This window comes from Maribacter sp., assembly GCF_049667165.1.
Classification (GTDB): domain Bacteria; phylum Bacteroidota; class Bacteroidia; order Flavobacteriales; family Flavobacteriaceae; genus Maribacter_A.
In genome coordinates, this window is the sequence record NZ_JBATHS010000137.1 from 1 (window position 1) to 25,258 (window position 25,258).

Here is a 25,258-nt window from a genome sequence, read left to right on the forward strand (position 1 = left end):
GAACAATTGGCCTATGCCCAAACCCAAGAATATCATGGTTATCAGTAACTGATTATCAGTTGCATCAAGACTATCGATAGCGATACCAATCTGGGAAATAGCGGGCAACAGCGCATCAATGGACAAAGCTACGCACGACATCAATGCCGCCATTAACGCAATAAATTCGAAGTTGGGTTTTATATTCTCTTTTTGCATCCGCCAAAGGTAGCGATATCCCCATTAAATTATTGATAAGATACTTTCAAATTATTGTTTAAAATAAGCCCCATGATCTTTTAAGATCATGGGGCTCCACTATAGTATTAACGTGGATTATAATGGAATATTCCCATGTTTCCGATCCGGACGGTTCACTTCTTTTCCTTCAAGCATACTAAAGGTTTTGATCAATTTACGCCTGGTATGCTCTGGTCGTATAACTTCATCGATGAATCCCCGTCTTGCCGCCCTATAGGGATGGGCAAATTTCTCGGCATATTCAGCTTCTTTCTCGGCCAACTTGGCCACTGGATCTTCAGATTCGTTAATTTCCCTTTTGAATATAATCTCACTGGCCCCTTTGGCGCCCATTACCGCGATTTCTGCTGTTGGCCAGGCGTAGTTGAAGTCTGCCCCGATATGTTTTGAGTTCATGACATCATAGGCCCCACCGTAGGCCTTTCGGGTAATTACGGTGACTCGGGGTACGGTTGCCTCACTAAGGGCATACAACAACTTTGCGCCGTGTACGATAATACCATTCCATTCTTGGTCTGTTCCTGGCAAGAAACCTGGGACATCGACCAAAACCAATAAAGGGATATTGAAAGCATCGCAGAAACGGGTGAATCGCGCCGCCTTGATCGAACTTTTCACCCCCAAGACACCCGCTAGGAACATCGGGTTATTGGCAATGATACCAATGCTACGTCCTGCCAATCGGGCAAAGCCCACAATCATATTCTCTGCATAATCCTTATGGATCTCAAAGAAGGAATCCGTATCGATGATCCCCTTGATGACATTGTGCATATCATAGGGTTTATTCGGATTCTCTGGAACAATATTCGTTAATACCTCCCGAATCTCATCCTTTAATTCATAGGGTATTTTCGTTGTGGTTTCCTTATTGTTCTGTGGCAGGTACCCCAACAATTTTTTTAGGGCTTCCAAACACTCGATGTCATTTATCGATGTGCAATGCGCCACCCCTGATTTTGAGGCATGGGTATTCGCACCTCCCAATTCTTCCGAAGTCACCTCCTCATTGGTTACGGTTTTCACCACATTAGGGCCTGTTACGAACATATAGCTCGTTTGTTCGACCATTAAGGTAAAATCGGTCATGGCGGGAGAGTACACCGCACCGCCGGCACACGGTCCCATAATAGCGGATAATTGCGGAATGACCCCAGATGCCTGTACATTTCTAAAGAAAATATCGGCATATCCTCCCAATGATCGAACACCTTCCTGAATACGGGCACCACCTGAATCATTTAAACCGATTATCGGGGCACCTACCTTCACGGCCAGATCCATTACCTTACAGATTTTCTCAGCATGCGTTTCCGATAAGGCCCCACCAAAGACGGTGAAATCCTGGGCGTAGATATACACCAATCGTCCAGCTATAGTGCCATAGCCAGTGACCACACCATCTCCAAAATACAAATGCTCTTCCATACCAAAGTCGGTGGAACGATGTGTGACCAAAATTCCCATTTCCTCAAAAGAACCTTCGTCCAGCAGATAGTCGATCCGCTCCCTGGCCGTTAGTTTTTTCTTGGCATGTTGCTTATCTATTCTTCTTTTGCCCCCACCCTTATGAGCCAGGGCCACCCTTTCTTCTAACTTTTTCAATCTTGGATCCATAATCTATAGTCTTGGCGTTCTTAGGATTTTTTGGTCTTCCTGATATTTTTTCAAGGCAATGATGGCCGCTATTTTCGCTTCCTCACTTGTTTTTGCCTTCAGCACTTCAGGGGAATAATAATTCTTTACGAAATGAGTATCAAAATTTCCCGTACGGAATGCTTCATGCTCAAAAACGAATTTTCCAAAGGGCAGCGTGGTTTGTACTCCCGTTATGGTGTACTCCTCGATGGCCTTCAACATCTTTTGGATGGCTTCGTCCCTATTGGCCCCATAGGTAATCAATTTCGATAGCATGGGGTCATAATAGATGGGCACATCCATACCCTCTTCAAAACCGTTATCAACGCGAACCCCATCCCCTGTAGGCAGTTTATACGTTTCTAGCGTCCCTATACTGGGCAAGAAATCGTTTAAGGGGTCTTCTGCATACACCCGCAGTTCCAAGGCATGCCCTTTGATTTTTAGATTTTCCTGCTTTATCGGCAATGGCTCACCACGAGCCACCCGAATCTGTAATTCCACCAAATCCACACCTGAAATAAGCTCGGTGACAGGATGTTCTACCTGAAGCCTGGTATTCATTTCCAAGAAGTAATACTTGTGGTCTGCATCCATTAAAAACTCGACCGTTCCGGCCCCTAAATAATCACAGGCCTTTGCTACCTTGGTGGCTGCGATTCCCATTTCATTACGAAGCTCGGGAGTTAAAATCGATGATGGTGCTTCTTCTATTACTTTTTGGTGTCGTCGTTGCACACTGCATTCACGTTCAAAGAAATGCAATATGTTCCCATGGCTGTCGGCCATGACCTGAATCTCAATATGCCTTGGTGAGGTCACATATTTTTCAATAAAAACAGAACCATCACCAAATGCTGATGTAGCCTCACTGATCGCACGTTTCATTTGTGGTTCCAGATCTTTTTCTTTCTCCACAATGCGCATCCCCTTACCACCACCACCGGCAGAGGCCTTGATTATTATCGGAAATCCGATTTCCTTGGCGATTGCTTTCGCTTTCTTTACATCGGTAATGGCCTCATCGATACCGGGAACCATGGGTATATTGTACCCTTTGACCGCCTCTTTGGCTGCCAACTTACTACCCATGACCCGAATGGCCTTCGATTTGGGGCCAATAAAGATGATGTTGTTTTTTTCCACTTCCTCTGCGAAATCGGCATTTTCACTTAGAAAGCCGTACCCGGGATGAATGGCATCGACATGTAACTTCTTGGCAACTTCTATGATTTTTGAACCTAAAAGGTACGATTGGTTCGAAGGTGGCTCCCCGATACAGGCTGCCTCATCGGCAAATTTAACATGGGGTGCATTTCTATCTATGGTAGAATATACCGCCACGGTTTTGATGCCCATTTTCTGGGCGGTTTTCATTACCCTTATGGCAATTTCACCCCTATTGGCAACTAATATTTTTTTCATCTGTGGTATTCATTATTTATCTGTCGGATGCTATTCCCCCTCGTTCTTAAGATTGCGGCTCAACATCGTGAGGTTCATTTTTTGGGATGTTCATTCGAATTCAACCAATAATTGTTTTTTCTCAACGGCTTCCCCTTTAATGACAGCGATTGATTTGATGATTCCTGCCCGTGGGGAGGAAATCACATTCTCCATCTTCATGGCCTCCAATATGAACAACGGCTCATCCTCTTTAACCGATTGGCCCAGTTCGATGTTGATTTCCAGAATAAGTCCAGGCATAGGCGCATGAATGGCACCAATATTTTTGACAAAACCCCTTGAAAACCCCATTTCTTTGATCAATAGGTCCAAATCATCCGAAATGACGACATCATAGATGTTGTTATTAACGTTTACCGAATACTTCTTGGAATTAAAATCCGAACTAAGGATCTCGGCCAAAAACGGTTTGTTTTCTTTTAGTATATGGTATGTCGTCTTTGAGGTCGGTAAAGCATCCAAGTTCAATATCTCCTGATCGGTAATAGTGAAGGATAGGTTCTCATTGACATTCACCTTAAAATTTTTATTCATAGAGCGATGCTATTTATAATGATCGGAATCGTCTTATAACGGTTGCAATCCATTCAATCCTTGATTAAAAGGAATGAATATATCATGATTGCGTCGTCATGATTGCAAGGAATGAATTTAATCATTCTTCAATAAAAAACACCTTCTTTTCTCGACGGGATTTCAAATTAGTGGGCGAAATTTTCAATGGCTTACCTATCCCTTTTTAGGGATGTATAAAAATGATCCTTGATTATGGCGCTTTTGGCTTTATGATTACCTTTGCTACTTTGAATTTTCAAGCTAAAACCTGTTATAAAGCCGATTCTTTATCACAAGGAAGATCACAGAATTTTTTCGATAGGTATTAGGGATAATCAACACTCCATGAAAAACTATAAACCCAAGGGAAGGTTAACAGCACAAGAATATATAGATGGTATTTTAAAGGGGAATAGGGTTATCCTGTCCCGGGGCATCACCATTGTGGAGAGTAGTCTCGAGAGCGACAAAAAACTGGCCAAAGAGATTATCCAAGCCATTTTGCCCCACTCCGGCAATTCGATTCGTATAGGTATCACTGGGGTTCCCGGTGTTGGTAAAAGCACGTTTATAGAGGCTTTCGGCAAATACCTGATCGGCATGGGCCACAAGGTGGGTATCTTATCGATTGACCCCAGTAGCCAGCGCTCAAAGGGAAGCATCCTTGGGGATAAAACCAGAATGGAAGATTTGGCCAATATGGAAGAGGCCTATATCCGACCATCGGCCACAGGGGATACCCTTGGCGGTGTTGCCAACAAAACTGGGGAATCCATGTTGCTTTGTGAAGCCGCCGGTTACGATGTTATTTTGATAGAAACCGTCGGTGTGGGACAATCCGAAACAGCCGTACATGGTATGACCGATTTCTTTTTGCTGCTCATGTTATCAGGCGCAGGGGACGAATTACAGGGAATCAAGAAGGGGATCATGGAAATGGCCGATATGGTGGTCATCAATAAAGCGGATGGGGACAATGTCAAAAAGAGCGAAATGGCAAAACGGCAATACCAAAATGCCCTGCATATCTTTCCACTGTCAGACTCAGGTTGGAGCCCCGTGGTATCTACGGCATCGGCAATCAAGAACACCGGTATCGACACGGTTTGGGATGAGATTACCAAGTATAAAAAATTGGTAGATGAAAATGGCTATTTTTTGGCCAACAGAAACCAACAACAGATCCAATGGATGTACAACAACATCAATGAAGAACTCAAGCGATTGTTCTATGGCTCAAAAAATATCGCCGATCATTTGGCTCGTTTGGAAAAAGACATTATTGCTGCAAAAATCTCACCTGTCAAGGCAGCGCAGAACATAATCGAGGAATTTAAAAAATCGATGTAAATCCAAAATAGTCAGCTCTTTACGGATGAACTAAACGCTTTGAAATATGAAGAAATCAATACTTTTTGTTTTGTTGTTTCTCGGAATGCATCTTTTATCGTACTGCCAAGAAACTACGGAAGAACGTTCAAAGGTATTGACCCAGTATCTGGCTCATTGGTACAATGAGGAAACTGGGTTATGGGAAACGACTTCATGGTGGAACGGGGCCAATATCCTAACGGCCCTGATAAACAATGCCAAGCTGACTAATGACCCTGACTTCAAAAATAGGATTGCGGACATTTTTCTCAAAACCAAGCAGTTTGAAGTTGAGGCTACAGGTGAAAAAGAAGCTTGGGTCTGCCAAAATTATATCAATGATTTTTATGACGACGAGGGTTGGTGGGCCCTTGCTTGGTTAGATGCTTGGGAGTATACCGGGGAACAGCGATATTTAGAAATGGCTACCATTATTTTCGAGGATATCACCACTGGGTGGAGTGACAAGGGCGGCCTTTATTGGAAAAAAGGGTTGGACTATAGGGGGGCTATCAGCAATGGTCTCGCATTGACATTGGCCACACGACTTCATTTGGAAGGTACACAAACCGTCAATGGAAAGACGACCTTGCTTTGGGCCACAACGATTTGGGATTGGATGATCGATTCGGGATTGTTGAACGAAAATGGAAATATCCAAGATGGTATTCGCTTTATAAATGGACAGGACGCAATCACTGAAAATGTATATACGTATAATCAGGGCGTAGTATTGACCGGACTTGTCAATCTTTATAAAATAACCGGAAAAGACCACTATCTCAAAAGTGCCCATAGCATTGTTCAGGCCACTTTGGACCATATGACCAATAGCGATTTTGTCTTGGTTGAAAAAAGATGTGAGCCTGACCAGTGCGGCCCAGATGCCAAACAGTTCAAAGGCATTTTCATGCGCCACCTGATGTACCTCAATGCGCATAGCCCTAGAAATAGCTACTGGGAGTTTGTTTTAAGGAATACCACGGCATTGTGGGATAAGGCCATGGAGAATGGCACCAAGGCCCCTGGGGTGGTCTGGGACCAACCTTCTGAAGCTAATGCCGCCACGGTGTCCTCGGCACTGGATGCGTTTAACGCTGCCCTATCACTGCAAGAATAACCACTTTAAAAATAGAAAAGGTCGTACGGATTACTCCACACGACCTCTTTAAGTTCCATTACAACTTGTTTTATGCTTGTTCCAAATATTTTTCCATGATGGTAATGGCAGATTCTGAAATCACACTACCGGGTCCAAAAATGGCGGCTACCTTCCTTTTCAACAAATAGTCATAATCCTGTTCAGGGATAACCCCCCCAGCAAATACCATGATATCTGGTCTTCCCAGTTTTTCGAGCTCATCGATCAATTGAGGTATCAAGGTCTTATGCCCTGCGGCTAAACTGGAGGCACCGACAAAATGAACGTCATTCTCAATGCATTGCTTCGCTACTTCTTCAGGCGTTTGGAAAAGCGAGCCCATATCAACATCGAATCCCAAATCGGCAAAACTAGAGGCCACTACTTTGGCTCCCCTATCGTGACCATCCTGGCCCATTTTAGCGATCATCACCCTTGGGCGACGCCCTTCTATCTCAGCAAACTTATCAGCCAACTTTTGGGCCTTTGCAAATGTGCTGTCGTTATCCACTTCTTTACGATACACGCCACTAATTAATTTGGTATCCGCTTTATGACGTCCAAAATGGACCTCCAAAGCATCGGAAATTTCACCTAAAGTAGCAAAATTCTCGGCTGCTTCAACGGCTAATTGAAGTAAATTGCCTTTTCCGGTCTCCGCACATTTAGATAGCGCTGCGAGATTGGCATCGACAATTGACTGGTCCCTATTGGCCCGTAATTTCTTAAGCCGTTCGATTTGGGAATCACGAACCACCGAATTATCAACCTCTAGAATTTCAATATTTGATTTTTCCTTAGTTCTGAATCTATTGACACCGACCAGGATATCCTGACCTGAATCCAAGCGTGCCTGTTTACGGGCCGAAGCCTCTTCGATCCGCATTTTCGGTACTCCGGTTTCAATGGCTTTTGCCATACCACCAAGTTCCTCAACCTCCTCGATCAGGGCCCACGCTTTTTTGGCTATTTCCTGGGTCAAATATTCCACGTAATACGAACCGGCCCAGGGATCGACCGCTTTGGTCATCTGTGTTTCATCCTGGATATAAATTTGGGTATTACGAGCGATACGTGCCGAGAAATCGGTGGGTAATGCAATCGCCTCATCCAAGGCATTGGTATGCAGGGATTGGGTTCCTCCCAGGCCTGCTGCCATTGCTTCCACACAGGTACGTGCCACGTTATTGAAAGGATCTTGTTCACTCAAACTCCAACCCGATGTTTGGCTATGCGTCCGCAATGCCATCGATTTTGGATTTTTAGGATTGAATTGTTTAATGATCTTTGCCCACAGCATTCGGGCAGCGCGCATTTTCGCAATTTCCATAAAATGGTTCATTCCCACGGCCCAGAAGAACGATAGTCGCGGTGCGAACTCATCGATTTTCAATCCAGACTCCAATCCGGTTCGAATGTATTCCATACCATCGGCAAGGGTATAGGCCAACTCAATATCCGCAGTGGCCCCTGCTTCTTGCATGTGATATCCACTAATTGAGATGGAATTGAATTTAGGCATATTCTGTGTCGTATACTCAAAAATATCACCAATGATCTTCATTGAAGGCAAGGGTGGATAGATATAGGTATTACGCACCATAAATTCTTTTAAAATATCATTTTGGATCGTACCGCTCAAATGATCCAAGGCTACTCCTTGTTTTTTCGCTGCGGCAATATAGAAGGCCATAATGGGTAATACTGCGCCGTTCATGGTCATGGAAACCGACATTTTGTCCAAAGGAATCTGATCGAACAGAATTTCCATATCCAAAATGGAATCGATGGCCACCCCGGCCTTACCTACATCCCCAGTTACCCTTGGGTGATCGGAATCATACCCTCTATGCGTCGCCAAATCGAAGGCTACTGAAAGACCTTTTTGCCCTGCGGCCAAATTTCTTCTATAAAAGGCATTCGATTCCTCTGCCGTGGAGAACCCGGCATATTGCCGAATGGTCCAAGGACGGGTAACGTACATGGTACTATAAGGTCCTCTTAAATAGGGAGGTACACCTGCCGCATAATGCAAATGCTCGGCATCCTTGATATCTTCTTTCGTAAAATGTTTTTTGACAGGAATGCCCTCAGGCGTATTCCAGACTTCGCCATTCCCCGAAGTAGCGGTTTTTTGTGTCGCCGCTTTATTTATTGTCATATCTGAAAAATCGGGTCTCATACTTCTAAGGATTTTATTGTTTTCTGAATTTTATCCTGAATCTTTGATATCGTGGATATCACATCGGATTTTACATGTACAAAACCATCGAGTCCGGCCTCGGTCAATGCATCGATGATGTTAGTTGGATTGCCTGCCAGCAGGAGGACTTTTTCACTGTTAAGCGCCCTAAATGCTTTCACAAAGTCAACACCGCTCTCATCATAGTCCTGGTCCGAACTACAAACGACCACGACATGGGAATCTGTTTTGGCACTTTGTTCTGCGGCTTCCTGGGCCGATGCAAAGCTCTTCTCTTGATGAACATCAAAACCACTGACACCGATAAAATCGTATGCAAAGGCAGCTCTAGCCTTTCTCATAGTAAGATTTCCAAAACTGACCAATTCAACAATCGGTCTTTTTTTGGTCTTAGCTACCAATTCCTCTGTCCTCTTTCGCACAGCCTCGATTTCTTCGGATGCCCTTCTTGGCCTTAATACCTTGGCATCCGCTTCTACCGCTGCCGATAGCAATTTGGGATCTACAGTTTCCATTAAATTGGGGTACTTGTTTACCCCTACCATGGGAAGTCGTCTCTGACTGATCAATTTTATTTTTTCCTGTCGGATTTCAGCGATTTGATGCTGAATATCTTGCTTCTCGAAGGACGTATAAAATCCGCCTTTTTCTTCGATGGCCTTGAAAAGTTCCAAGGCTTTCCCAGCGATTTTAGCCGTTACCTCCTCAATATAATAGGAACCGTCCACAGGATTGGCCACTTTTCCCAAATAGGATTCCTCCTTTAATATGGTCGTGATATTACCCGCAATACGACTAGAAAAATCAGAAGGCGTTTTAAACTCCTTGTCAAAAGCATCGATCAATACGCTGTCAACATTTCCTAAAATGGCGGACATTGCTTCCGTCGTTGCCCGTAATAGATTGGTATGTGGGTCGGTAACCGATTTACTCCATACCGATGTCTTTGCAATGATCGTGTGTGCAAACGCCGGTACGCCATACTTCGTGGCCACTTCCTTCAATAAACCGTTAAAGGCCCTGAACTTGCCTATTTCTACGAAATATTCAGAACCTATGGCCAATTTAACATTGAGATTGTTGAGGACCTGCTGTGCAGAAACACCGCTTTCCTTAAGTTTCTCAATGACAAAAACCAAGGCGTTCAAGGTATAGGCGACTTCTTGAACCTGATTGGCCCCTGAGTCTAAATATTCACTACCAGAAATGGTCAGTGCTTTATAATTGGGATAATCCGAAACCAATTTCACAATTGCTATCGCCTGATCGAATAGGGCAGTATCCAATTTCCCTCGGGTAAGGTACGTTGATATCAATCCATTATCGAAATACCCTTTTAGATTTTCAACGGGAATATTGCTTTCCTTGACAAATGCAAGAAAGTCCGTGGCAAATGCTACCGCATCATGCGGTAAAACAAAGGAAACCGCAATGGCGTTTAAATCGACCCCAGTCAAAAGCTGTTTGGCAGAGACGTTGGATTCCAGTGTAAAAAGCAACCCATTCATTCCTTCCTCAATCGACTTACGTGCAAGTTCATTTCCGCTTTTGGCCATGGTTACCGGAATGTTTCGGTAATTGATCAGATTCTGGGAATTCTCACCGGTATTCTTTAGAAAATCCTGTTTATCCTCAGCCGTATAAAAAGGTTGTATTTCGATATCGCTAAGGTTTTTCCAAACCAGTTTTCTTTCAAAATCGGCACCTTTAAGATCAATTTCAACCTTCTCCATCCATTCCTTTTTGCTTACAGGACTGAATTCTGAAAAAAGTGATTTATTCTTATCGCTCATAATTTGTACTATTAATAATGATATTCTTTTACTCCTTGTTTATTATAACAAAGTTAGTGAACAGATAGGCTACTGCCGAATCTTTCGAAAATGGCTTTGTCCAATTCTTCCCTATGGTCAGGGTGGGCAATGTCTCGTAATGATTGTGCCCTCTCCTTTAAGTTTCTTCCAAATAATAAGGCTACACCATATTCCGTGGCCACATATCTGGCATGTGCCCTTGTAGTTACTACCCCCGCACCTTGCTTTAACATAGGTACGATCTTGGAAACCCCTTTAGCTGTTGTGGAGGTAATGGCGATAATCGGTTTACCCCCTTTTGATAAAGCCGCTCCTCGCATAAAGTCCATTTGTCCTCCTACCCCTGAGAACATTCTTGTTCCAATGGAATCTGCACATACCTGACCCGTAAAATCGATCTCGATGGCCGAGTTAATCGCGGTCACTTTAGGGTTTTGGCGTATAACTGCCGTATCGTTCACATAAGCGATATCCCTCATTTCTATCTCAGGATTGTCATCCATAAAATCATAAAGCCGTCTAGAGCCCATCGCAAAACCGGACACGATCTTATAAGGGTTTGTTTTTTTCTGTGACCCATTTACGATGCCCTTCTCTACCAAATCAACGATACCTTCTGAGAACATTTCAGTATGAACCCCTAAATCCTTATGATTTTTCAAAAAGCTTAATACAGCATTTGGAATACCGCCGATACCCATTTGCAACGTGGCCCCATCCTCGATGATCTCCGCTATGTTCTTGCCGATCAACACCTCTTCTTTAGTCGGAGCTGTTAATATCATTTCGTGTAATTCCTCTTCCACAGCCACACAGGCAGCAAAGTTATTCAAATGTACCAGGGCATCCCCAAAAGTCCTCGGCATACGGGGATTGATCTGGGCAATGACGCTTTGGCCTTGCTCTATGGCCGAGATAACAATATCAACTGAAACTCCCAAAGAGCAGAAACCATGTTTGTCCGGAGGGGATACATTGACCAATACGACATCTAGTTTCATATATCCTTCACGGAACAAACTCGGAATATCGCTCAAGAAGATGGGAATATAATCTGCGGTATCCCCTATTCTTTGTCGAATATTGCCTCCTATAAAAAAGGCATTGGTCTGGAAACTTTCCCTTAATTCAGGGGCGGTATATCCGCATTCACCTTCAGTATGTAAATGTACTATTTCTACGTTCTTCAATTCAGGGGCACGTGCTACCATGGCCCGCACCAAAGTTTGTGGCGTGGCCGAGCCACCTTGTATTAAGACCCTGTTTCCTGATTTTATGATTTTGACAGCTTCCTGGGCGGTCATTAAATTTGGAATTTTCATGTGTTTAGTTTTTTTAGCTCTGTTTTCCGATTACGCTATGATTTATGATAAGAAACTCAGTAAGATACCTGCTGCAATGGCAGATCCTATGACCCCTGAAACATTGGGAGCCATTGCGTGCATCAATAAATAATTGTTGGGATCAGCTTTTAGCCCTTCTGCATGAACCACCCGCGCACTGTCAGGTACCGCGGATACCCCTGAAGCACCGATCAAAGGATTGATCCTATCATCCCCTTTCAGGAAAAGGTTCATGAACTTGGCAAATAACAAGCCTCCCATGGTGGCGATAACGAACGAGACGGCACCAAGACCGAAAATCATCATGGAATCCTTGGTAATGAAGATATCCGCTTGAGTCGATGCCCCAACGGTTACCCCCAATAAGATAGTTACAATATCGATAAGCTTTGTTCGTGCGGTATCTGCAAGGCGTTCCGTTCTACCCGATTCCTTCAATAAGTTTCCAAAGAACAGCATTCCCAATAAGGGCAAAGCACTAGGTGATATAAAGGTCGTCAATAACAAGGCAACCACTGGGAATATCATTTTTTCCTTTTGGGTAACAGCCCTTGGCGGTTTCATCCGTATTTTCCTATCCTCTTTGGATATCAACAAACGCATAATGGGAGGTTGGATCACAGGCACCAAAGCCATATACGAATAGGCGGCGATGGCTATGGGTCCAATCAGGTTTTTCACTGTGGTCCCATCTGGGAGGATATTGATCCCATTCGCCAACTTAGAAGATAAAAAGATCGCTGTAGGACCATCAGCACCCCCAATGATACCAATAGCTCCCGCCTCTGGAAGATTGAAGCCCAGGTAAAGTGCCCCTAAGAAGGTACCGAATACCCCGATTTGGGCCGCAGCACCCAATAGCATTAATTTGGGGTTGGCAATCAATGAGGAAAAATCGGTCATGGCCCCAATACCCAAAAATATCAATGGGGGATATACGCCCTTTACCACACCAAAATAAAGATAGTTTAAAACGGAACCCGTTTCGTAGATACCCGTTTGATTCCCGGCAACAAAGGGTATATTCCCTATAATCACCCCAATCCCGATCGGGATCAATAATAGAGGTTCGTAATCAAATTTAATGCCTAGGTAGATAAATACAATGCCTATTAGGATCATGAGTATATGACCCCAGGTAGCATTGGCAAATCCCGTATAATTATAAAATTGCTGCATTCCATGAAAGGCGTTCGTCATAACCCCTTCTTCCTGGTCTGCCGTTTGCTGTGTAGCAACGGTAGTCATTTCATCCTTGGGATTCGCCTCACGGCCAAACCCCAAAACAGGTTTGATGAATATCAATAATGATAGTACCCCGAATATTAAAAGTATTTTCTTCATTTTATGTTTTTTTGCGAGTAATTGCAGGGCATGGATGTCGCGGGAAGCAACAGCAATACCTACAGCTACGAAATTTCTATTCCAGTTCTATCATTATTTCGTTTTGCAATACTTGCTGCCCAACGCTCACATTTACCGATGTAACGGTACCCGCTTTTTCAGAAGTGATATTGTTCTCCATTTTCATCGCTTCGAGTACCAACAATCGGTCGCCGATCTTAATGGTATCCCCTACTTTGATATCGATGGATAGTACGACCCCGGGAATGGGTGCTACAATCTTCGTCTTTGAGGAACTCGGATTGACCTTAAGGGGTTCCGCCGGTCTTTTGGAAGCCGCACGTACCAATGTGGGCGTTTTGGTTTTCTTGATTTCTTGCTTCAATTTAACGGAATAGGTCGTTCCGTTGACTTCCAATGCAATATCATTTCCCTCATGGGAAAGAATTTTTACATGGTAAGTGTTGTTTTGTATATTAAATTCAAAATTTTTCATTGTAATGGTTGTTTCTTGTTAATGGATCCGGATATTGATGCGAAAACGGAGGATTACAGCTTGTGATGTGTCCCATAAATTTTCGAGCTCCAAGGAGAATACAATTTTCTGGCTTGTTTTATGGTCAATATCGCATTTTCATCGTCGTGTTGTTCGTTAAGATACATATGAATGGCCGTTGATATGGCCGCCGCAAGCTCACCGGTAAAATTCTCATCGGCCTTAATGCGTATATCCGTTATCTTTTTATCCCTGCCTTTGGTTATGATCTTATAGATATAAAGCATTATGGGCAATCCGAATTTAAAGAATAAGGAAAGGACCAACAATGCCCCGAAGACAATCAAAAGTCCGGTTAATAAAATGACATAACCTTCACCGATAGGGTCTATTTGCAACATAAAATTCAATGGGGTCATAGTGGTAAATTTGAGTGTTTTTTAGGAGGATTGACCTCTTTTTTATTTGAAAGTAGTTCCAAAGCCCGAACTATCCTAAAACGTGTATTTCGTGGTTCAATGACATCATCTATAAAACCGTATTTGGCCGCCACATATGGATTGGCGAACTTTTCGGTATACTCGTCTTCCTTCTTCTCGATATACTTGCTTTTTTCATCGGCATCCTCGATTTTTCGAATATTGCTTCCCTCGAGCACCTCAACGGCCCCCTTGGCACCCATGACCGCAATTTCAGCAGTTGGCCAGGCATAGTTCAAATCACCCCGTAATTGTTTACAACTCATTACATCATGGGCCCCACCATACGATTTACGCAGGGTGATGGTCACCTTAGGCACGGTAGCTTCACCATAGGCAAATAATAATTTTGCCCCATGTAGAATAATGCCCCCATATTCCTGACCTGTTCCGGGCAAGAAACCTGGTACATCGACCAAGGTAACGATAGGTATATTGAAAGCGTCGCAGAAACGAACAAAACGGGCTGCCTTTCTTGAGGCTTCGATATCCAAGACCCCGGCATAATATTTAGGCTGATTCGCCACGATACCCACCGAACGTCCGTTGAATCGGGCGAAACCGACACAAATGTTCCGTGCATAATTGCGATGTACTTCTGTAAATTCCTGGTTGTCAACGATTATCGCTATTACATCAACGATATCATAAGGTTGGTTCGGATTCTCTGGTATGATTTCGTTCAAAGCATCTTCCAAACGATCAATAGGGTCATCGCATATAATGGTTGGTGGATCCTCAAGATTATTCGAGGGCAGGTAACTCATTAATTTTCGTATCAACATTAAATTCTCTTCGTCACTGTCAGCCAAGAAATGGGATACGCCCGATTTTGTGGAATGAATTTGTGCGCCACCCAATTCTTCTGCGGTAACCACTTCACCAGTAACCGTTTGAACAACCTTTGGTCCTGTCACGAACATATAACTGGTCTTATCGGTCATGATCGTAAAATCGGTCAAGGCCGGGGAATATACCGCCCCACCTGCACAGGGTCCCAAAATGGATGATATCTGGGGAATCACACCCGAGGCCATGATATTTCTTTGGAAGATTTCGGCATAGCCGGCCAAGGACCTCACGCCTTCTTGAATACGGGCCCCACCACTATCATTTAGTCCAATGACAGGCACCCCGATTTTCATGGCCATATCCATGATCTTACAGATTTTTAAGGCATATGTCTCTGAAAGGGACCCGCCGAAAACGGTAAAATCCTGAGAAAATACATACACTATTCTGCCATCGATCGTGCCATGGCCGGTGACCACCCCGTCAGATAGGTAGCGTTCCTTATCCAATCCAAAAGATTTTGTTCTATGGGTCACGAACATATCGAACTCTTCAAAACTATCATCATCCAATAATAGGTCTATTCTTTCCCTTGCCGTTAACTTACCCTTGGCGTGCTGTGAATCTATCCGTTTTTCACCACCACCGAGCCTTGCTTCTGCTCTTTTCTCAATGAGTTCATTGATTTTATCTTGATTTGCCATTGTTTTTTGTTTCGTTACTTCGTTGCCAATTAAAAATTGTTTGCTGTGCTTTTACTTCTTAGAACAAAGTTCTGTAAGTACCCCATGGGTTGATTTAGGGTGCAAGAACCCGATTTGCAATCCTTCCGCTCCTTTTCGAGACACCTTATCTATAAGTTGTACGCCGCGTTCTTCTGCCGTCTTAAGTGCTTCATCGGTATCCTTGACGGCAAATGCCAAATGATGTATACCGGGTCCTTTTTTTTCTATAAATTTCCCAATAGGGCCGTCGGGTGCAGTACTTTCAAGTAGTTCTATCTTGGTAGATCCCACCATAAAAAAAGCGGTTTTTACTTTTTGATCGGCTACCTCCTCAATAGCATAGCATTTAAGACCCAAAACCCCTTCATAATACTTAATCGATTCTTCTAAATTATCAACTGCAATTCCTAAGTGTTCAATGTGCGAAATGTTCATGGTTGTTGAATTTTTCTATAGTTTATTATTTATTTAGACCCATTTATTTATTCGGAAATACCCTTTTTTTAAAATAAGCGACAAAATTACCCCCAAGTTCAACAGAATTTTATGACCGATGTCATAAAATATTACAAAAGTGAATATAGAAACCTCCAATTATTGCTAAAGTCCTTTCGCCTTAAAAGAAATCACCTTGTTCTTAATAAATCTCCTTGAATGTAAAGCTATAAAATAATAGGCAGCTACTACCCATTTGAACTAAAAGGAATCATTAAATATCCGAAAAACAATAAAAGTTTGTAATCATCTTCACCCTAAGGCCTACATTGCCTACGCTTCTGCACTTATAGCGGGTAGCTGCCTACCCAAAAATAAACCGTGTTATGATAAGAAGTATTTTTCACGGCGGTGATATCGGCCCAAATCGCTATTTTTGAAAAAAATAATTCAGCATGTTGATAATTGGGATTGCCGGTGGCACAGGCTGTGGAAAAACCACGGTAGTCAATCAAATAATCGATGAATTGCCTACCGATGAAGTGGGGGTCATTTCCCAAGATTCTTACTACAATGACCTTACCCATATACCGCTTGAGGAGCGTAAAAAAACAAATTTCGACCATCCTAAATCAATTGATTTCGCTTTGATGGAAGAACATTTGACCGCCCTGAAAGAAGGACGTTCGGTACAACAACCCATCTATTCCTTTATCGATTGCAACAGGACCATGGAAACCATTGAAACCCATGCAAGAAAGGTCATGATCGTCGAAGGCATCCTGATCATGACAAACCCGAAGATTCGTGAAATGCTCGATATCAAGATATTCGTGCATGCTGATTCAGATGAACGATTGATCAGAAGATTAAAACGGGATGTGAATGAACGTGGGTGGAATCTCGACGAGACATTGGACAAATACCAATCAACCCTGAAACCCATGCACGACCAATTCATAGAACCGACCAAGGAATTTGCCGATATCATTATCCCGAACAACAAATACAATACGGTAGCCGTTGATATTGTGCGCACGATCATCACAGAAAAATTGGTTTAACAGGTATGGGATTACAAGATCTTAAAAGAAAAAAATGGTTTAAAATACTCACCAATCTGTATGTATTGGTATTGACGATCTTTGTTATATGGATGTTATTTTTTGATACCAATTCGTTCATGATCCATAGGGAGTTGCGAAAAGAAATTAAAAACCTTGAAAAAACCCAGCAGTTCCTGCACAATGAAATTGAAAAGGACAAAAAGATCATAGAAAAGTTGTCAGACACCAATGAACTTGAGAAATTCGCAAGGGAACACTATTACCTCAAAAAGAAAAATGAGGAGATCTATCTTATCGAATACGAGGATAGCCTAAAGTTAAAGGAACTAGACAATGACGAATGATGAAAGGCCTTGGGAATTTACCCGACCGCCATGGCAACACCACATCAAATGTGATGGATCGCGACTCGAACGATGACGAACGCCCCATGCCCGAAACTTTAACCTAAATTAAGAACTCCTATCAAGGTTATTCACTTCGTGTTAACAAAATACATTTTCTAACGCCATAAATAATCGTATTTTTGACCCCTAACTTACTATGATTATGGGCAAGATTATTGCTATAGCAAATCAGAAAGGTGGTGTGGGTAAAACCACTACTACCGTAAACCTAGCTGCCTCACTAGGTGTTCTGGAAAAAAAAGTACTCCTCATTGATGCCGACCCCCAAGCAAATGCAACTTCTGGATTGGGAATCGATGTCGATAAAGTTGAAATAGGCACCTATCAATTGTTGGAGCATACCAAATCGGCAAAAGAAACCATCATTACCACAGATTCCCCAAATTTAGATTTGATTCCTTCCCATATCGACCTCGTTGCGATTGAAATCGAATTGGTCGATAAGGACGAACGGGAGTATATGATGAAAAAGGCGATCATTGACCTAAAAGACGATTACGATTATATTTTGATCGATTGTGCACCATCTCTGGGTCTCTTGACCTTGAATGCCTTGACCGCAGCAGATTCGGTCATAATTCCGATCCAATGTGAATATTTTGCGTTGGAAGGGTTGGGCAAATTATTGAATACCATCAAGAGTGTACAGAAAATACACAATCCCGATTTGGATATCGAAGGACTTTTATTGACCATGTACGATTCAAGGCTTCGTCTTTCGAACCAAGTTGTGGAAGAAGTTCGGAAACATTTTTCGGAAATGGTCTTCGACACGATCATACAGCGCAATGTAAGGTTAAGCGAGGCACCTAGTTATGGTGAAAGCATCATCAAATATGACGCGAGTAGCAAGGGTGCCACGAATTACCTGAATTTGGCAAACGAATTATTGAAAAAAAACAAGGAAACCGTTTAGATGGCGAAGGCAACAAAAAAGCAGGCATTGGGCCGAGGGCTTTCCGCCCTATTGAAAGACCCGGATAATGATATAAAATCGGCCTCGGATAAGAATGCAGATAAGGTCGTGGGCAATATTGTGGAACTTGATATTACCGCCATCGAGGTCAATCCATTTCAACCAAGATCCAGTTTTAACAACGAGGCATTGGAGGAACTGGCTTCCTCCATTCGCGAACTTGGGGTTATTCAGCCGATTACCGTACGAAAACTTGATTTCAACAAATACCAATTGGTCTCAGGGGAACGACGGTATAGGGCATCTAAATTAATCGGACTTGAGACCATACCCTCCTATATCCGTATTGCCAATGACCAGGAATCCCTAGAAATGGCGTTGGTCGAGAATATTCAAAGGCAAGACCTCGATCCCATAGAAATTGCCTTGTCGTATCAACGTTTGATCGACGAAATTCAGTTGACCCAGGAAAAATTGAGTGAACGTGTGGGTAAAAAAAGGTCAACCATTACCAATTACATGCGCCTCTTGCGATTAGACCCCATTATTCAAACTGGAATACGCGACGGATTTATGAGCATGGGCCATGGCAGGGCCTTGGTGAATATTGAAAAAAAGACCGATCAGATCGCCCTTTATGAAAGGATCATTGGGGAAAACCTATCGGTTCGCGATACAGAGCAAGCCGTAAGGAACTATCATGAAGGGAAAAATCCTGCAAAAGTCGCCAAAAAGGCAGGTGCCTCCCCAATATTCGCAAATAAAGCATCGAAGGAACTCGGGGAACATTTGGCTGCAAAAGTCACCGTGAATGCAGCGGAAAGCGGTAAAGGTAAGATTATGATCCCCTTCCATTCCGAAGAAGAATTCCAACGTATTAAAAAATTGATCGTAGGTGAATAACTTCCTTATCACTTTATCAATCTTCCTAGTTACGATCCTGACAACCTCAGCACAGGAAAACGATTCCATACCCCAGGCAACGGATTCCCTGGCCCTTGATTTAAAGGAGAAGGGTATTATGGTGCAGGAAGTCGTAAAGGAAAAGCCCATTAATCCGCTTGCGCCAAGCAAGGCCGCTTTCTACTCGGCCGTTTTACCAGGATTGGGCCAGGTATACAACAAACGCTATTGGAAAGTACCCATTGTATATGCCGTTTTGGGATTGGGGGTCTACTCCTATAATTACAATGACGATTACTATGATCGCTTTAGAACCGCTTTTAAAAGTAGGCAGGCGGGCTTTACCAATGACGAGTTTTATGATATCAATGGGGATAATGCCGAAGGTGCCGACCCCGATCTCGATATTGATGACCTTGAACGACAACAGGAAAATTTTCAACGTGATCGCGATTTGGCGTTGGTCATTACCATAGCGATGTACGCCTTGAATATTATCGATGCCAATGTTGATGCACACCTGAAACAATTCAATATCAACGAGGATTTAAGTTTTGATGTACGCCCTTATTTGGATCAGAATGCTGTCACCAACAATCCCAATTATGGGGTTGCATTTACCATTAAATTTTGAAATTATGAATATAGCCTTGTTCGGATACGGGAAAATGGGCAAGATGATAGCACAGGTCGCCTCGGAAAGAAGGCATCAGATTATCGCTAAAATCGATGTGGATACCACAGCAATCGATTTTACCAAAATGGATGTTGCCATAGATTTCAGCATGCCTAGTGCCGCCTTTGAGAACATTAAACAATGTATCGCCCATAACGTTCCGATAATTTCCGGAACTACGGGCTGGTTACAGGATTATGACCAAGCCGTAGCGTTCTGCAAAGAAAAAAAGGGCGCTTTTATCTATGCCTCCAATTATAGTTTGGGCGTGAATATCTTTTTTGAACTGAATGCCTATCTGGCCAAAATGATGCAGCATTTAGATCAATATTCGATTCGATTGGAAGAAATACACCATACCCAAAAACTCGATGCACCAAGTGGCACTGCCATTACCCTGGCCGAAGGGATATTGGCAAACTCAAAGTATAAGAAATGGAGTCTTGACCAAGCAAAGGATGATGAAATCAGTATTACCTCGAAACGGATCGATGATGTACCAGGAACACACCTTGTGGAATATGACAGTAATGTAGATCGCATTGAGATCAAACATACCGCGCACAATCGCGAAGGCTTTGCCCTTGGTGCTGTAATCGCGGCGGAATGGATTATCGGTAAAACCGGGGTTTTTACCATGCGTGATGTGTTAAACCTTGGTTAAGAGATGCCTTAAATAAAATTCAAAAGCACGAATTTGCGTTGTAATTGAATTGGGAACGATACATACTGACTGAGAATTGGCAATGAATATCCCAGAGCGAAGCGAATACGTAAAGAACATAAATACCAAACGTAAACAACGAACATGAACGGTACCCAGTGGATTATTTTTATCTTGATCATTCAGGTCATACATTTTCTCGGAACTTGGAAATTATATGTAAAAGCAGGTCGAAAGGCATGGGAAGCTGCCATTCCCATATATAATGGCATCGTATTGATGCAGATCATCAACCGACCCAAATGGTGGGTACTATTGCTCTTTATCCCCATTATCAACCTATTGATGTTCCCGGTTATTTGGGTAGAGACCATTCGAAGTTTTGGAAGGAAAAGTTTGATGGAATCCTGGCTGGTGGTGCTCACCCTTGGATTCTATATCTATTATGTCAACTATGCCTTGGATGTCGAGTATATCGAGGGCCGGAGTCTGCATCCAACCACGGCTTTGGGGGAATGGGTAAGTTCCATTGTGTTTGCCGTGGTAGCGGCCACCTTGGTACATACCTATTTTATTCAACCCTATGTCATTCCCACGGGATCTCTTGAAAAAACGCTTCGCGTCGGTGATTTTTTGTTCGTGAGCAAATTTCATTATGGGGCTAGGGTACCCATAACTACCATTGCCGCGCCTATGGTGCACGATACCCTCCCCGGATTGGGCATACGATCATACGTAGCCGATGTAGACCCCAGTACGTATAAGACCTCACTGCTGAATAAAACGCATCTACCGTATATGAGGCTGCCCGGTGTTACCAAAATAGACCGAAACGACATCGTGGTCTTCAGCTGGCCAGCAGATACCGTATACCGGTTTTTCAAAAAGGAAAGAGGGGTAAAAAAACCTATTGACAAAAAATCGAACTATGTCAAACGCTGCGTTGGGGTTCCCGGTGATTCTTTGGCCGTAATCGATGGCTATGTGTATATAAATGGGAAGCAAACCGTACTACCTGATCGAGCAAAACCCCAATACGATTATATGGCGTATTCGCAAAAAGGGGTATCCTCCAAATTATTGAAAGAACTGGGGGTCACCGATTTCCAAAGAACTTATATTTCACCGCTTCTAAGACAAGATCAACTCAAAGCCGTAAGGGAATATTTAGTAGGTGCTTATGAAAAGGGCAATACAGAAGTCATATTGCTAACCAATCATTTGGGGATACCCGCCAAGGTAATCCGTAGTGCGGGATTATCGTTGAAGGAACAAACAGACCGCCAGCGTCTATTGACCATTACGGAGGATTTGGCCGCTAATTTAAAAAACAATGCAGGGATCGATTCCATTATTAAAGTTTTGGAGCCCAAAGGCAAACCAGGTTATAATATCTTTCCCCAAGATACTGGATATGCATGGAACAACGATAATTTTGGGCCGATCTATCTTCCTGAAAAAGGGAAGAACGTGGCCTTGAATCTAGAAGTATTGCCGCTATATAAAAAGATCATAAAGGATTATGAAGGCAATTCCCTAGCCGTGAACGGGAACCAAATACGTATCAATGGCGAGGTTGTCGACTCCTATACCTTTAAGCAGGACTATTATTGGATGATGGGGGATAACCGAGATCATTCCGAAGATAGTAGAACGTGGGGCTATGTGCCCGAAGACCATATTGTGGGTACTCCGATCTTTATTTGGATGAGCATCGATAATTTCAGGGACGGTTGGCGTAACTGGAGCATTCGCTGGAATCGCGTTTTTACCACAGTCAATGGCTCGGGGGAACCGGTTTCCTATTTCAAATACTTTTTAATGGCACTTGTCGGGTGGTTTGTTTTTGATTTTTTCAGGAAACGAAGAAAGAAGGGTATCTAGTTCGCAGTGGCCACAAGCATTATTATCCAATGTGATAATTTGAAAATGTTCCAATGCAATAATGTAGCAATTCTCCAGTATTGCAATTGGTATTTTTACACATTAAAAAAATAGTACATTGAGAATACTTCTCCATCCTACCTATTTTCCCAATATCGCTACCTTGGCCACACTGGTACAGCATGAGGTCATCTGGGAAGTCGAGGACAATTACCAGAAACAAACGTACCGAAATCGCTGTGTCATATGTACGGATAGGGGACAACATATCCTGAGTATCCCCATAAAGCATGTCGGGGGTGATCAGGGAAGACAAAAATATAAGGAGGTACGATTGGACAACGATTACCAATGGCAACGCCAGCACTGGAGAACCTTACAAACGGCCTATCGCACCTCACCGTTTTTTGAATTTTATGAAGATGATATTGCCCCGTTATATGATAAACCTTATGAATTTTTAATGGATTTTAATTTTGAGACTTTACGGGTTATCAGTGAATGTCTGCAAATAGAACTTCCAAAAACCAGGACCCCCCTATATACCAATGACGTACCACAAGACATGTTGGACGCTCGATTTTTAGTGCGATGCAAAAATGAACCGGAATTTGTTCAGGATGACTATGTGCAGGTATTTGGTGATCGGCACGGATTTATAAAAAATACGAGTATTTTGGATCTTTTGTTCAATGAAGGAACCAATGCCCTTACCTATTTAAACCAGTTCAATACCGCTTTTCTGAATGCTTAGGTTTTTTCTACATTATGGCATTCATTTTTTGGTGCCCATCTTCATTGCCTTTTACTTTTATAAAGGACAAGCGGTCAAAATTGCAATATTACTCTTATTGGGTATTTTGATAGATATTGACCATCTATGGGCCAATCCTATTTTTAACCCTAACCGATGTAGTATAGGGTTTCATTTTTTACATAGCTACTGGGCTATTATGATATACACCCTTTTTCTGTTCTTTAGTAAAACCCGAATTTTAGGACTTGCATTGATGATCCATATTTTGGCCGATACGGTAGACTGCCTGATGTTATTCCTTCAGTCGGAATGACGCCATCACCGGGGTGTGGTCAGACATACGTACATTGAAATTTTTATGGGACATTATTTCCAAGCTCGGATCTGCCAGAATAAAATCGATACGAAAGGGTAAAAATTTAAAATCGTACGTACTCCCTATACCAAAACCCTTTTCTTGGAAGGAATCGGTCATATCGCCTTTAATGGTATAGTATACACTGGAAAATTGGGTGTTGTTAAAATCCCCACAGATTATTTTGTCATACGCTACTTTGCTGGCATGGTCACTCACAATGTTCGATTGTTGCTGTTGTTTTTTAAATGACCTGTTCAGACGATCGAACAAACGGTCAGGTGCTTCCCTTTTGAACGAACGGGGTCTTACACTAAATGACTGTAAGTGAATATTATAAACCCTTAATGTGTCTCGACCTATCAAAATATCGGCATAGATGGCATTGTTCCCTGAATTTGGAAAATCCAATGACCCTTTTGCAATGATAGGATATTTCGAAAAAATAGCTTGAGGACTCCTATCATCTTTATTTAGCGTTTTATACCGGTACTTATAAGTATCGAAATGCCTATCCTTTCGGCTATCAAATTCCTGCATACAAAGAATATCCGCATTTTGCTGCTTGATAAACGCAACGATTTCTTTTTCTGATACCGGATCTTTTGCCCATTCAAGTCCATTGAGTCCCTTAACGTTAAAGGTCATCACCTTAATCCCATCTTCATTGCTCCGCTCATTAGATCCGAAAATCTTGAAGAATGAATCCTGTGTCAAAAAACCAAGAAGGAGTACCGATAAGGAAAGCCTCAGTTGCTTTTTACCCTTGATGCCCCAATACACCAAGAAAAAAACGTTGGCCAACACCAAGTGCGGGAGCAAAAGGGTGAGAAAGGATAAAAAGGACAAAATACCCCAATTCAAAAAACGCGAAATAGAAGCCAATAACAGCAATAACGCCGCGAACACATTGAGTAGAACTACCAATTTATTGAATGTACCCAGACGTTTTCCCAAAATCAATCCTCTTTACCTGCTTTGAACAAAAAATCCTTTTCATCCTTGCTCAGACTTTCATAGCCCGATTTGCTGATCTTGTCCAGAATGGCATCGATTTTACGTTGCCGACTTTCTTTGTGGTAATTCATGGTGGTCGCGGTCGTACTTTTCTTTTTGCGATACACCGTTTTCATAGACGCCCTCCGCTCCCTTGTTTTAAAAAGGTTGGCCACACTGTCGACCATTTTCGAAAAACCTTCGCCAATATCCTTTCCCTTCAATAATTGCCGGGCATAGATATATCCCAACAAGGCCCCTCCCAAATGGGCGAAATTTCCGCCGGGATTAACACCCATTGACAATTGTACCAAGTCCAATAGTATGATAAATGCCCCTAAATACCACAATTTAATATTAAAGATGATCAAGCGGACCTCTTGGTTGGGGATATAGGCACAGATAAAGATCAATACGGCCCTAACCCCGGCAGATGCCCCGATCAACGCAGCATTGATCTCGAAGAAGGCAGGGAATACATTGTAACCCACCATAAAGAACAATCCGCCCAGAATGACCCCAAGAAAATACACATTCAAAAAACGCCTTCCATCGAACAAATTCAAGAATATGCGGCCTACATAAAAGAG

General features: G+C 42.7%; 24 protein-coding genes and 1 pseudogene. 11 read left to right on the forward strand and 14 right to left on the reverse strand.

What is annotated here, in order from left to right; translation table 11 throughout:
• The 4 genes and pseudogenes from WBM98_RS07145 to WBM98_RS07160 form a co-directional block, all read right to left on the reverse strand.
• Nucleotides 1-198, reverse strand: a pseudogene (locus WBM98_RS07145) (Bcr/CflA family drug resistance efflux transporter); the annotation flags it as partial.
• 117 nt (nt 199-315) lie between these two features.
• The gene (locus WBM98_RS07150; RefSeq protein WP_424365334.1) at nt 316-1,857 is read right to left on the reverse strand and encodes an acyl-CoA carboxylase subunit beta; all 1,542 of its coding nucleotides are present in this window, start codon (nt 1,855-1,857) and stop codon (nt 316-318) included.
• A gap of 3 nt (nt 1,858-1,860) precedes the next feature.
• Nucleotides 1,861-3,303, reverse strand: coding sequence for an acetyl-CoA carboxylase biotin carboxylase subunit (gene accC / locus WBM98_RS07155; protein ID WP_424365335.1), 1,443 nt, complete (start codon nt 3,301-3,303; stop codon nt 1,861-1,863).
• A gap of 90 nt (nt 3,304-3,393) precedes the next feature.
• On the reverse strand, nt 3,394-3,879 hold the full coding sequence (locus WBM98_RS07160; RefSeq protein ID WP_424365336.1) for an acetyl-CoA carboxylase biotin carboxyl carrier protein subunit: 486 nt from the start codon (nt 3,877-3,879) through the stop codon (nt 3,394-3,396).
• A 366-nt stretch (nt 3,880-4,245) separates the two neighbouring features.
• Between WBM98_RS07160 and meaB the strand changes: the two genes are divergently transcribed.
• Nucleotides 4,246-5,250 carry a methylmalonyl Co-A mutase-associated GTPase MeaB gene (gene meaB / locus WBM98_RS07165; RefSeq protein ID WP_424365337.1) on the forward strand — a complete coding sequence of 335 codons (1,005 nt, stop codon included), beginning with the start codon at nt 4,246-4,248 and terminating at the stop codon, nt 5,248-5,250.
• 46 nt (nt 5,251-5,296) lie between these two features.
• Nucleotides 5,297-6,391, forward strand: coding sequence for a glycoside hydrolase family 76 protein (locus tag WBM98_RS07170; RefSeq protein ID WP_424365338.1), 1,095 nt, complete (start codon nt 5,297-5,299; stop codon nt 6,389-6,391).
• A gap of 70 nt (nt 6,392-6,461) precedes the next feature.
• Here WBM98_RS07170 and scpA read toward each other — a convergent pair whose 3' ends face one another.
• From scpA to mce, 8 genes are all read right to left on the reverse strand, one after another.
• Nucleotides 6,462-8,594: a methylmalonyl-CoA mutase gene (gene scpA / locus WBM98_RS07175; protein ID WP_424365339.1), complete on the reverse strand. Its 2,133-nt coding sequence runs from the start codon at nt 8,592-8,594 to the stop codon at nt 6,462-6,464.
• The gene (locus WBM98_RS07180) at nt 8,591-10,408 is read right to left on the reverse strand and encodes a methylmalonyl-CoA mutase family protein (RefSeq protein ID WP_424365340.1); all 1,818 of its coding nucleotides are present in this window, start codon (nt 10,406-10,408) and stop codon (nt 8,591-8,593) included. Before WBM98_RS07180 ends, scpA begins: the two co-directional genes overlap by 4 nt.
• 53 nt (nt 10,409-10,461) lie before the next feature.
• Nucleotides 10,462-11,751 carry an acetyl-CoA hydrolase/transferase family protein gene (locus WBM98_RS07185; protein WP_424365341.1) on the reverse strand — a complete coding sequence of 430 codons (1,290 nt, stop codon included), beginning with the start codon at nt 11,749-11,751 and terminating at the stop codon, nt 10,462-10,464.
• Between the two features lie 42 nt (nt 11,752-11,793).
• A complete protein-coding gene (locus tag WBM98_RS07190; protein WP_424365342.1) occupies nt 11,794-13,116 on the reverse strand; it encodes a sodium ion-translocating decarboxylase subunit beta in 1,323 nt (440 codons plus the stop codon).
• 76 nt (nt 13,117-13,192) lie between these two features.
• Nucleotides 13,193-13,612, reverse strand: coding sequence for a biotin/lipoyl-containing protein (locus WBM98_RS07195; protein ID WP_424365343.1), 420 nt, complete (start codon nt 13,610-13,612; stop codon nt 13,193-13,195).
• A gap of 53 nt (nt 13,613-13,665) precedes the next feature.
• Entirely contained in the window at nt 13,666-14,031 is a 366-nt protein-coding gene (locus WBM98_RS07200; RefSeq protein ID WP_424365344.1) for an OadG family protein, read from the reverse strand.
• Nucleotides 14,028-15,587: an acyl-CoA carboxylase subunit beta gene (locus tag WBM98_RS07205; protein ID WP_424365345.1), complete on the reverse strand. Its 1,560-nt coding sequence runs from the start codon at nt 15,585-15,587 to the stop codon at nt 14,028-14,030. The genes WBM98_RS07200 and WBM98_RS07205 overlap by 4 nt, the downstream gene beginning before the upstream one ends.
• Nucleotides 15,588-15,638: 51 nt before the next feature.
• Nucleotides 15,639-16,043: a methylmalonyl-CoA epimerase gene (gene mce, locus WBM98_RS07210; RefSeq protein ID WP_424365346.1), complete on the reverse strand. Its 405-nt coding sequence runs from the start codon at nt 16,041-16,043 to the stop codon at nt 15,639-15,641.
• A gap of 455 nt (nt 16,044-16,498) precedes the next feature.
• Between mce and udk the strand changes: the two genes are divergently transcribed.
• The 9 genes from udk (at nt 16,499) to WBM98_RS07255 (ending at nt 23,630) form a co-directional block, all read left to right on the forward strand.
• Nucleotides 16,499-17,107, forward strand: a complete 609-nt coding sequence (gene udk / locus WBM98_RS07215) for a uridine kinase (RefSeq protein ID WP_424365347.1) — start codon at nt 16,499-16,501, stop codon at nt 17,105-17,107.
• A 5-nt stretch (nt 17,108-17,112) separates the two neighbouring features.
• Nucleotides 17,113-17,454, forward strand: coding sequence for an FtsB family cell division protein (locus WBM98_RS07220; RefSeq protein ID WP_424365348.1), 342 nt, complete (start codon nt 17,113-17,115; stop codon nt 17,452-17,454).
• 205 nt (nt 17,455-17,659) lie between these two features.
• The gene (locus WBM98_RS07225; RefSeq protein ID WP_424365349.1) at nt 17,660-18,433 is read left to right on the forward strand and encodes a ParA family protein; all 774 of its coding nucleotides are present in this window, start codon (nt 17,660-17,662) and stop codon (nt 18,431-18,433) included.
• Nucleotides 18,434-19,336 carry a ParB/RepB/Spo0J family partition protein gene (locus WBM98_RS07230; protein ID WP_424365350.1) on the forward strand — a complete coding sequence of 301 codons (903 nt, stop codon included), beginning with the start codon at nt 18,434-18,436 and terminating at the stop codon, nt 19,334-19,336.
• Nucleotides 19,329-19,970, forward strand: a complete 642-nt coding sequence (locus WBM98_RS07235) for a DUF5683 domain-containing protein (protein WP_424365351.1) — start codon at nt 19,329-19,331, stop codon at nt 19,968-19,970. Before WBM98_RS07230 ends, WBM98_RS07235 begins: the two co-directional genes overlap by 8 nt.
• A 4-nt stretch (nt 19,971-19,974) precedes the next feature.
• The gene (dapB, locus tag WBM98_RS07240; protein WP_424365353.1) at nt 19,975-20,676 is read left to right on the forward strand and encodes a 4-hydroxy-tetrahydrodipicolinate reductase; all 702 of its coding nucleotides are present in this window, start codon (nt 19,975-19,977) and stop codon (nt 20,674-20,676) included.
• Nucleotides 20,677-20,820: 144 nt separating this feature from the next.
• On the forward strand, nt 20,821-22,560 hold the full coding sequence (lepB, locus tag WBM98_RS07245) for a signal peptidase I (protein ID WP_424365354.1): 1,740 nt from the start codon (nt 20,821-20,823) through the stop codon (nt 22,558-22,560).
• Between the two features lie 118 nt (nt 22,561-22,678).
• Nucleotides 22,679-23,314, forward strand: a complete 636-nt coding sequence (locus WBM98_RS07250) for a WbqC family protein (RefSeq protein WP_424365355.1) — start codon at nt 22,679-22,681, stop codon at nt 23,312-23,314.
• Nucleotides 23,307-23,630 carry a DUF6122 family protein gene (locus WBM98_RS07255; protein WP_424365356.1) on the forward strand — a complete coding sequence of 108 codons (324 nt, stop codon included), beginning with the start codon at nt 23,307-23,309 and terminating at the stop codon, nt 23,628-23,630. Before WBM98_RS07250 ends, WBM98_RS07255 begins: the two co-directional genes overlap by 8 nt.
• On the opposite strand, the gene WBM98_RS07260 is transcribed toward WBM98_RS07255, so the two are convergent.
• Both WBM98_RS07260 and WBM98_RS07265 read right to left on the reverse strand, forming a co-directional pair.
• Nucleotides 23,610-24,629 carry an endonuclease/exonuclease/phosphatase family protein gene (locus WBM98_RS07260; protein ID WP_424365357.1) on the reverse strand — a complete coding sequence of 340 codons (1,020 nt, stop codon included), beginning with the start codon at nt 24,627-24,629 and terminating at the stop codon, nt 23,610-23,612. The genes WBM98_RS07255 and WBM98_RS07260 overlap by 21 nt on opposite strands.
• 2 nt (nt 24,630-24,631) lie before the next feature.
• Nucleotides 24,632-25,258: rhomboid family intramembrane serine protease (locus tag WBM98_RS07265; RefSeq protein WP_424365358.1), on the reverse strand; the 627-nt coding region annotated here is incomplete at its 5' end.